This is a genomic window from Halomicronema sp. CCY15110, assembly GCF_016888165.1.
GTDB lineage: Bacteria > Cyanobacteriota > Cyanobacteriia > Phormidesmidales > Phormidesmidaceae > Halomicronema.
In genome coordinates this window covers 1-9120 of the sequence record NZ_JACSWC010000248.1, presented here as the reverse complement: position 1 = coordinate 9120, position 9120 = coordinate 1, and the positions used below count along the sequence as shown (strand labels likewise).

Annotated in this window: 7 protein-coding genes and 1 pseudogene; 6 read left to right on the top strand and 2 right to left on the bottom strand. The window is 54.4% G+C overall.

The genetic code is table 11. The features are described from left to right. Positions 1 to 429: 429 nt before the first annotated feature. Both JUK32_RS09735 and JUK32_RS09730 read right to left on the bottom strand, forming a co-directional pair. The gene (locus tag JUK32_RS09735; protein WP_204138667.1) at positions 430 to 1056 is read right to left on the bottom strand and encodes a response regulator transcription factor; all 627 of its coding nucleotides are present in this window, start codon (positions 1054 to 1056) and stop codon (positions 430 to 432) included. Positions 1057 to 1160: 104 nt separating this feature from the next. Next, entirely contained in the window at positions 1161 to 3653 is a 2493-nt protein-coding gene (locus tag JUK32_RS09730; protein ID WP_204138666.1) for a GAF domain-containing protein, read from the bottom strand. Between the two features lie 459 nt (positions 3654 to 4112). Here JUK32_RS09730 and JUK32_RS09725 point away from each other — a divergent pair, with 459 nt between their 5' ends. From JUK32_RS09725 to JUK32_RS09700, 6 genes and pseudogenes are all read left to right on the top strand, one after another. Beyond that, a complete protein-coding gene (locus JUK32_RS09725; protein WP_204138665.1) occupies positions 4113 to 4607 on the top strand; it encodes a RidA family protein in 495 nt (164 codons plus the stop codon). A gap of 124 nt (positions 4608 to 4731) precedes the next feature. Further along, positions 4732 to 5187, top strand: coding sequence for a DMT family transporter (locus tag JUK32_RS09720; RefSeq protein WP_204138664.1), 456 nt, complete (start codon positions 4732 to 4734; stop codon positions 5185 to 5187). A gap of 136 nt (positions 5188 to 5323) precedes the next feature. Further along, positions 5324 to 5956 carry an FMN-dependent NADH-azoreductase gene (locus JUK32_RS09715; protein ID WP_204138663.1) on the top strand — a complete coding sequence of 211 codons (633 nt, stop codon included), beginning with the start codon at positions 5324 to 5326 and terminating at the stop codon, positions 5954 to 5956. 252 nt (positions 5957 to 6208) lie between these two features. Further along, on the top strand, positions 6209 to 6799 hold the full coding sequence (locus JUK32_RS09710; protein ID WP_204138662.1) for an isochorismatase family protein: 591 nt from the start codon (positions 6209 to 6211) through the stop codon (positions 6797 to 6799). A 161-nt stretch (positions 6800 to 6960) separates the two neighbouring features. Further along, positions 6961 to 8544, top strand: a complete 1584-nt coding sequence (locus tag JUK32_RS09705; RefSeq protein WP_204138661.1) for an iron uptake porin — start codon at positions 6961 to 6963, stop codon at positions 8542 to 8544. A gap of 207 nt (positions 8545 to 8751) precedes the next feature. Then, positions 8752 to 9045: pseudogene (locus tag JUK32_RS09700) on the top strand (MATE family efflux transporter); the annotation flags it as partial. Between the last annotated feature and the right edge of the window lie 75 nt (positions 9046 to 9120).

Sequence of the window (9120 nt, the reverse complement as noted above, 5' to 3'; positions counted from 1 at the left end):
CACACTTTGCTATTCTGTTTCCAGAACGCTTCAAACTTTGAGTCCATATCTGCTTACACAAAAATCAGAACACTCTCAGGACTTTGATGCCTGAAGACTCCATCCCATGGGCATCACAGCCTATCCGCAAATAATCTGAGCTCAAAATCCTGTTTGCAAGCTGTTTGCACGTAATCTGAGCCTATTCGCAAATAATGTGAGCATCAAGGCCCGCTTATTCGCACTTAATCTGAGCTCAAAATCGCCTTGTTTGCGAGCATGACGATTCTTGTTTGCGAGCCGCTACACGTAGCAATCGCCAGGCAAAACCGTAACTTTCTGTTCGAATGTGCCCGCTGGTCCATTCCGCTTTCCCAAACTTTTTTCACTCTCCAAGTTGTGGCAGGGCATTTACTATCGAGCTGCCCATGACCAGATGGAGATATGAGGTTAAAGATTAGCGATGCCGCGCTTGAGCGCAACGAGAACGGCCTGGGTGCGATCGCTCACATTCAGCTTCCGCAAAATGCCGTTGACGTGAAACTTGACGGTACCTTCGCTAACGTTGAGAGCGGCAGCAATCTCCTGATTGGATTTCCCCTCAGTGATTAGTAATAGGACTTCTCGTTCCCGATTAGTGAGTTGGGGATTGGTCAGGCGTTCCGCCAGGCGGGCACCCACCTCAGCGGGAATGTACTTCTGCCCGGCATGAACCCGCTGAATGGCATCGATCAGCTCCAGGCGGGTGACGTTTTTGAGCAGGTAGCCGCGGGCTCCGGCACTGAGGCCGCGATAAATGTCTTCATCGCCGTCATAAGTAGTGAGAATGATGATGCGGGCGTGGGGACACTCCAGCCGGATGGCGGCGATCGCATCCACGCCGCCCAGTTCCGGCATTTTTAGATCCATCAGCGCCACATCGGGCTGATATTGGCGAAATAGTTCAACGGCTTCCGTACCGGTGCTGGCTTCGGCGACGACTTCGACCCCGGCAGCGGATTGGACAATCATCACCAAACCAGAGCGCACCACAGGATGATCATCGGCAATTAAGACGCGAATGGAGGGAGGGCTCATGGTCGGTTGATCCGCAACGGCTGGGTAGCGGGCTGAGAGAGAGAAGGGTATACGCTGTCTTTGACGTTTAGATTGCCGCTGACCATTGATTCCTTGCCGGGTTGTCATGACTGTTGCTCGGTCTCTCCTGAACTCAAGAGGGCTTCGACAAGAATTTGGGTGCCCTGCCCTGGTGTGCTGGTGAGGCTCAGTTGGGCCCCGATGCGATCGCACCGCTCATACATGCCCACCAGGCCAAAGCCGCCGTTGAGAGGATCCAACGTACGGGGTGGCACGAACCCCATGCCGTCATCACAGATTTGCAGGAGAATGCGATCGTCCTCATAGGTCAGATCGATGGTGATGGTCTGGGCCTGGGCATGTTTGAGCGCATTGGTTAGGGCTTCTTGCCCGATGCGCAGCAGGTTCATGCCGAGGAAGGGGGGCAGGGGGCCGGGTGGGCCATCCACGTTTACCTCAATTTGGGTAGCGGTATTACGGCTCATGTACTCCACACTCTCGTAGAGTAGTTGGGCCAGTTCGGCATATTCGGCAGCGGGCGGATACAGCGCCCAAACGGAGCGACGGGCTTCGGCCAGGCCCGTTTCGGCCAGACATTGGAGGTGGTCGAGGATGGTGCTAACGGCGGGAGAACTTTGCCCTAGTAGCGGTTTAGCCACTTCCACTTGCAGAGAGATGCCGGTAAACGCCTGGGCCAGCGTATCGTGAATTTCGCCCGCCATGCGGTTACGTTCCTCTAAGATGGCCGCTTCTCTAGCATTGTCGGCCTCGATTAGGGCTTGCTGCGTCCGTTGCCGCTGAATCGCATTACCGATGCAGTTAGCCGCAATCTTCAACACCGACAACTCCGACAGATCGCGTTGTTTGACATCTCGGCAATCGTCAAAGATCAAAAACCCCCAAATCTGTCCTTCTAAGCGAATGGGGACACAGTAGATGGCTTTAGCCTCAACGGCTTCAAAGGCCTCCCAGAATACTTCCGGCCACTCTTTCAAGACGCCCCCAAAGCCATCACCCTGGGATAATTGCTGCAGAAAATCTTCGGCCCCGTCACTGCTGATCCGCGCCGAACTGGGATGAGAGATCTGCGGGATGATGCCTGCTCTGACCCATTCATGGCTGATCACGGAGTAAGCAGGATAAGGCGCTGACTGATAAATGCATTCCAATACTTTGACGCGGTCAGTGTCTAAGGCTTCCCCGATCAGTTGCAAGACCGTATTAACGGCCTCATCAAAGTTGGCCGCGGAGAGCAGGGTGTTGGCGGCGATCGCGGTGGTTTCTAGCAGGCGATCGCGGCCTTGCAAAACTTCATTGGCCTGGGCCAGTTCCGCCACCCGCTGCTGCTCAGCCTGGAGGAGCACTTGCTGAGTCCGCTGACGCTGGATGGCACTGCCAATGCAATCTGCGGCGATTTTGAGCACTGAAAGCTCGACGGCATGGCGCTGTTTGGCGGCGCGGCAATCGTCAAAGCCAATGACGCCCCAGAGCAGACCTTTGACAAAAATCGGAATGGCATACAGGCCCTGAACCCCAAGTTGTCTCTGAATGCTGCGGAAGGGTTCGGAGAGGTCTTCGATGCCATAGCTTACGGTTTGCCCCTGGTTGAACTGGTGCAGAATGTCTTCGGTGCCAGCAAAAGACCCTTGCATCAGTTCCGAATAGGCCATTTGCGATCGCGTGCCGGGAGAAGTCCATTCGTACAGGACTCGCCAATGGGGCAAAGAATCAGAGGGGACCTGAAAAAACTCGATGACTGTAACTCGATCGGTGTCTAGGCTTTCGCCAATCAGCTTGAGCACCATGTTGACCGCCCGATCAAAGTCCTGGGTGGTGAGCAGGTTATTGGCCGCGATCGCGCTGACTTCCAAGAAGCGCTCACGGGTTTGCAGGTGTTTGAGTGATTGCTCTAATTCAGCATTGAGTTGCTCTAGGGCGGCGGCTCTTGCTTGTTCTGTCGTTAGCAGCGCTTGCTGAGTTGTTCGCAGTTCGGTGATGTCAATTTGAGTGCCCCAGCCACCGACAATATAGCCATCGGCAAGGGTATAAACACCACTGTTGAGGAAATACCGCCGCTGCCCGAGTCGATCCAGTTCTTCCGTTTCCAGGTTTTGGAAACGATAGCCATGTTCGAGGGTGCTACGAATAAAGCCATTATTCTTGGTCGAATCGGGAACATGCACATCAGGGTTTCTCAGCCCGATGAGCTGATCAGGATGGTCTACACCATACATGGCTGCGAAGGCGGGATTGGCTTTGACTACGCGAATATCACGATAAAGCCGCTCACACTGTTCGGGAATCGGCAGGTTGATGGGGCAGGGCGGATCAACCTCAATGTAATAAAAGCCTTCGCTGCTGAACTCAAATAAAGTGCGAAAGTGTTCTTCAGATGCAGCCAAGCGATGACTCGCCGTGGGGGCAGCGGCGGGGGCGGGCGATCGCGATTCCGGTTGGTTTTGTCGGTACCGCATTACCTCTGCCTGCAACAGCGCATAAGACTCTTCACAAGCTTGCAGCCGCACTTTGAGCAGGATATTTTCTTGCTCTACGGCTGAGCGTTGTTCCGGCAAGTCATTGGCAGAACCTGTATCCATGGCGATCAAGGAAATAAGGACAATCTCAACCGAAATCTGGGAAAGTTGATCCTCACTATACAAGCTCTGAATTTGAGCACCGCCAACGAAAGTTCAGCCTTATCCTCAACTTTCGTTGGGTTCGGTTCTCAACTATAGGGCGAACGAACTTCAAACATCGGGCTAGCGACAGCCAGCGGCAGTCCCCCTAAGCTACTAGAGCAATCGAGTTCACACTCACTCCAATATCCATTGGGCGAAGCCACTGGCTTTGCCCCTTCCTTCACTCCAAGTGCTGGGGTCTGAGTAATGGGTGTTAACGAACGACTGTGAGCGGTTGAAACACATGGCTGATTTCATTGAATTCGTCTTTATCAGTAGCTTACTGAAGCTGCAAAAACCGGATGCGGCTCCGATCCGCCCGATCGCACTCTCCCTCAAATCACACTGCAAAACACTCACTTTTAGGAGGCTTTCGCGATGAAAGCTCGGCTCACTAAAACGCACCTGTCGGGATTTCTGGTTGGCTTACTGACTTCTGGGCTACTAGTGGCCGCTGTGTCAGCCCAGGAGAACCTGAAGCAGGCCCTGAATCCACCCGAGCTAGCCAACTCTCTCCAATACGGGTACTCCCAGGCGACGACGGCTGCCGCTAATGCCAAGCTGGTTCACGTCGCTGGGCAGGTCGGGATGTCTGAGGATGGCCCCAACGACTTTGAAAGCCAGGTCGATCGCTCCTTTGATGCGTTGCTAGCAACGCTAGAGGTGGCAGGCACCGATGCGGCAAGCGTGGTCAAAATTACGCTGCTGATTGTGGAGCATGATGCCGAAAAACTCGCTTATCTGGTGGAAAAGCGCAAGGCGGTCTTTGGCGATCAGCCACCGGCTAGCACGTTGATTCCAGTACCGGCGCTTTACGCCCCTGGCGTTCTCTTTGAAATTGACGCGGTGGCGGTGGCTCCCGGTTCGAATTGATGACGGGGGTTGGATTGAGTGAGCCGGTCAGCGATCGCCCCTAACCGCGAGGGCAACGCAGCATCACTCAACTCACCCCCTGAGCTTGACGTTATTGCAAGACCACACCGTAGGGGACTCAGTCATGAATAGCCGAACCATTTTTCTTTTAGCCGCGCTCGCAGGCGGAGCCGTTCTTCCGATTCAGGTGGCGCTCAATACCCTGCTGCGGAGCTACGTCGGCGCACCGATGCAAGTCACCTTTATTTCCTATCTGGCCGGCACCTTGGCTTCGTTGGTGATTTGCTTCGTGGCGCAATATCCTTTGCCCAGCATGACCGCCTTGGCCTCAACCTCTTGGTGGATGTGGGTGGGGGGCTGTTTAGGCACGTTCTACGTTTGGTCTACCATTTTTGCCACGCCCAAAATTGGGGCGGCGCTGGCGCTGGCGCTAACCATTGCGGGACAAATGATTGCGGCTTTGTTCCTCGATCACTATGGGGCGATCGGGTTAATGCGCTATCCCGCTAGTCCGACCCGCATTGCTGGGGTCGTGTTGGTGGTGCTAGGGGTTTCGCTAGTGGCCTACGTCAAGACCTAGACCAGTTGAGTCAGCGTTCAACTTGCCGCTTTCCATCATGCTTTGCTCCAAATCGCTGCCATGGCCATGGTGGTCGCGATCGCCAGTGCGGCTCGTCGGTTTAATCTCTATCGGCTCTCTGTGAGAGACAAAAATTATGACTCATCTTTTGCATTTAGATGCCAGCCCTCGGGGCGATCGCTCCGTGTCGCGATCGCTGACCCAAGCATTCATAACGAGCTGGGGGATTCTCCATCCCCAAGACCGGGTCACGTATCGCGATATTGGCCGTAAGCCAGTACCGTTAATCGATGAACGCTGGATTGCCGCTGCCTTTTCCGACCCTGCCCACCATACACTCGAGCAAGCGGCGGCGCTTCAAATCTCGAATGAACTCATTGATGAGTTTTTAGCGGCTGACTGCTACATCTTTGGCGTGCCGATGTACAACTTCAGCAGTCCAGCGGGTTTCAAGGCTTACCTCGACCAGATTGTCCGAGTCGGTCGCACCTTCAGCATCGAGGCCGATGGCAGCTACCGAGGCCTGGCGACGGGAAAAAAGCTGCTGGTCATTACCGCCCGAGGTGGCTCTTATCTTCCAGAAACGGCGACCCATGCCTATGACCAGCAAGAACCCTACCTGCATCTGATTTTTGGCTTTATGGGCATCACGGACATTACCGTCATCCATGCCGACAATTTGGCAGCGGGGGATGAGGCGCGTCGCCAGTCGTTAGCCCAGGCCAAGAACAACTTGCAGGCGGTCATGGCACAATGGTCGGCTCGTTAATAGATCGGCGGCGGCGATGGGGGACAGGAAAAGCACCCATCCAGTCTGCCAATGTCCATCACTCAACGAAGGAGTGATGGAGTTTTAAGGGCTTAGTTTTGAGTTTTGAGTTGAGCAACCAATTCAAAATTCAAAACTCAAAACTCAAAACTCAAAATCTGGAACGTATTCAAGTCTGATGCCCCAGCCAGTCGTCCTTGCTTCAAGCAGTGACGCCATTCCCCAAACCTTTTATCCCATTCGGAGAACCCCATGCATTCTCTTTTTACCCCTGAAACCTCTGCCCTACTGTTGATTGATCATCAGGTGGGCACGATGCAGTTGATCAAAAATCTGCCGTTAGAGGTCGTCAAACGCAATACAATCGCCCTGGCCAAAACAGCAAAAATTCTGAACATTCCCGTCATTCTCACCAGCAGCCAAGAGGGAAATCTGCAGGGACCCCTGATTTCTGAACTGCAAGATATCGTGCCCGGTTCGTTTGCCAGCCGCATTCAGCGATCGGGCATCGTCAATGCCTGGAATGACCAGGCATTCAAAGCGGCAGTGCTGGAAACCGGACGCCCAAATCTGATTATGGCCGGGGTGACCACCGATATCTGTCTGGTGTTTCCAGCTATTCAAGCGGTGGCAGAGGGCTACCAGGTGCAGGCCGTGATGGATGCCTCGGGGTCGCCGTTTGACCTGTCGGAGGAAATGTCACGGCGGCGGATGGCCGATGCGGGGGTCGTCCTCACCGCCACCAACACGCTGATGGCCGAACTGGCTCAAGACTGGAGCAAACCTCACGGGGCTCAGCTGTTGCAGATTTTGTTTGAAGAGGTGCTGCCTGAGATGGGTTAGCTAGCGAAGTTGGACTGGTGGGTAAGCGGCAGGAAGAGTGCCTCGTGCAGGGGAGTGGGCAAAGGGTTGGCGGAGTCCAAAAACCAGCTTCTTCTTGAGGATTGTAGGCGAGTTCTTCTTTCCAGACTTCTCACCTTAATGGAGCCATTTACTTTAGCGCCATGAACAACACTCTGTGGACTGGTAGCCGATCAATCTTAGTCAGTTTTGGCATGGTTTGTTTGGGCCTGACGATCGCTGCGCCCGCGATCGCAGAGCCAGAGATAACACCGGAAACACCGTCCATTCGGGGGGTGGGCCAGCGATCGGACGTACAGCCTACGGACTGGGGATGGCAGGCCCTCCAATCACTGGTGGAAATTTCCGGTTGCCTGGAGGGGTATCCCGACGGCAGCTTCCAGGGCAATCAGGCCCTTACGCGCGATGAATTTGCCGTAAGTTTAGCCGCCTGCCTCGACGCGATCGCTCAGCAGCCCTCTGGTGATATTGTCCCAATTTCTGACGAAGCCTGGGCCGTGATGCAGCGTCTCCAAGCAGAGTTTGCTGCCGAGTTGGCGCTCATCCAAAGCCGCATTGACACTCTAGAGGCGAATGTGGCAGAACTCAGAGCCCAACCGTTTTCCACCACGACTCGTCTTACCGGACAGGCCCTCTTTGCCTTGAATGCAGGAGGCTTTGGCGGCGACATGATGGTGGGGCCAACCGGAGCCGCGATCGCTAACGATCAGCCCAACCCCACCTTGATCTACCGGGCGGTTCTCGACTTCAACACCAGCTTTAGCGGCACTGATTTGCTCAAAATTCGCGTTGATACTGGCAGTGGCGGCCCCAGAGATAATACCGCCGGGTTCCTGGAGCCCACCTTCGGTAGCGGTCTTGATTTTTCCGCCAAGCCCCCCAGCGATGGCGATTTTGGGATCGGTCGCCTCTTCTACACCTTCACCCCAGGGCCAGACCTCACCGTCTCTATCGGCCCCAGCATTCGCACTACGGACTACATCGATCGCAGCCGCTACGCCAACCTGAGCTTCCGCGACTTCAGCACCCAAGCCCTGGTAAACAACTACATTTTGTTTCCAATCAATGGCCCCAGTGCGGGGGCCGCCGTGGACTGGTCACCCGGAAACGGAGCCTTTACGGTCAGGGCCTTGTATGCCGCAGCAGATGCCGCCAATCCTGGTGACACGGGCATTATTCGCGGTACTGCCCCGTTCCTCTCGTGGCTGTATCCCATCAACGGCAATCCGGCGACGGCAGATCTGGGCGATCGCGGGCTGTTTAGCGATACCTACCAGACCAGTGTGGAATTAGAATATGCCCCCGCTCCAACCTTTGCCGTACGTTTGCAATATAGCGGCGGCGAAATCTACGGTAATGGCTTCGATGTGGTTGGCCTGAATACGGAAGTCAGCCTTGCTGAGAACATCGGGATCTTCGGTCGATACGGTTACGGCAGCTACACCAACACCCCTTTTGAGACGGTCAATCCAAGTTACTGGATGGCCGGCATCGCCGTTCAAGATGTGTTTGCAGAAGGTGCGATCGCGGGCATCGCAATGGGTCAACCGTTTATCGAAAGTGCTTTGGGGAATGGCACCCAGACTAATTTTGAGGCGTTTTACAATTTTCCAGTGCGCCAAAATATTCGCATCACTCCTTTAATTCAGGTCATTAGCAACCCCTCAAACCAAACTGGTAACGGCACAGTTGTCACTGGCACATTACGCACGGTGTTTTTGTTTTGATGCCGCTTCTCGTTTTGCGTGGGCACTCACACTTCGAAGCAACCCATATCAGCTCTTTGTTGCACGGTATCGATGTTGTTATTTCCGAATTCTTCCTAAACCGGAAAACCATCATTTGCTTGAAAGAGTTTTTAGCATGTCGGCCCCAGTTTAGCGAAACAAGTGCATCGACTTTTAGGCAAACTGCCCCTTTAAGACAAGTGACCCATGCAGCATAAATTGACCGAAGGACCAGTGGGGCCTCACCTCATAAAGCTGACCCTGCCTATGATGTGGGGATTGCTGGCGTTGATCACCTTTAACCTGGTGGATACTTATTTTGTCGGTCAATTGGGCACGGCCCAGCTCGCAGCAATGAGCTTTACCTTTCCCGTCGTATTGACGCTTGGAAATCTAGCTTTCGGTTTGGGCATTGGTACTACGTCGGTAATTGCGCGGGCGATCGGTCAAGGCGATATGCGGCGGGTACAGCGCTTCACCACCAACAGCCTGACCCTGGCCCCTTAGTGGTGCAGAAAAGTCCTGAGAGTATTGATGTAGCTAGATTCTCAGATTGAGAAGGGGAGCCATCTGTGA

What these genes read in the sequence shown, in the direction of transcription:
- JUK32_RS09735 (WP_204138667.1), bottom strand. Translation starts at nt 1,056, where the DNA reads ATGAGCCCTCCCTCCATTCGCGTCTTAATTGCCGATGATCATCCTGTG.
- JUK32_RS09730 (WP_204138666.1), bottom strand. Translation starts at nt 3,653, where the DNA reads ATGGATACAGGTTCTGCCAATGACTTGCCGGAACAACGCTCAGCCGTA.
- JUK32_RS09725 (WP_204138665.1), top strand. Translation starts at nt 4,113, where the DNA reads ATGAAAGCTCGGCTCACTAAAACGCACCTGTCGGGATTTCTGGTTGGC.
- JUK32_RS09720 (WP_204138664.1), top strand. Translation starts at nt 4,732, where the DNA reads ATGAATAGCCGAACCATTTTTCTTTTAGCCGCGCTCGCAGGCGGAGCC.
- JUK32_RS09715 (WP_204138663.1), top strand. Translation starts at nt 5,324, where the DNA reads ATGACTCATCTTTTGCATTTAGATGCCAGCCCTCGGGGCGATCGCTCC.
- JUK32_RS09710 (WP_204138662.1), top strand. Translation starts at nt 6,209, where the DNA reads ATGCATTCTCTTTTTACCCCTGAAACCTCTGCCCTACTGTTGATTGAT.
- JUK32_RS09705 (WP_204138661.1), top strand. Translation starts at nt 6,961, where the DNA reads ATGAACAACACTCTGTGGACTGGTAGCCGATCAATCTTAGTCAGTTTT.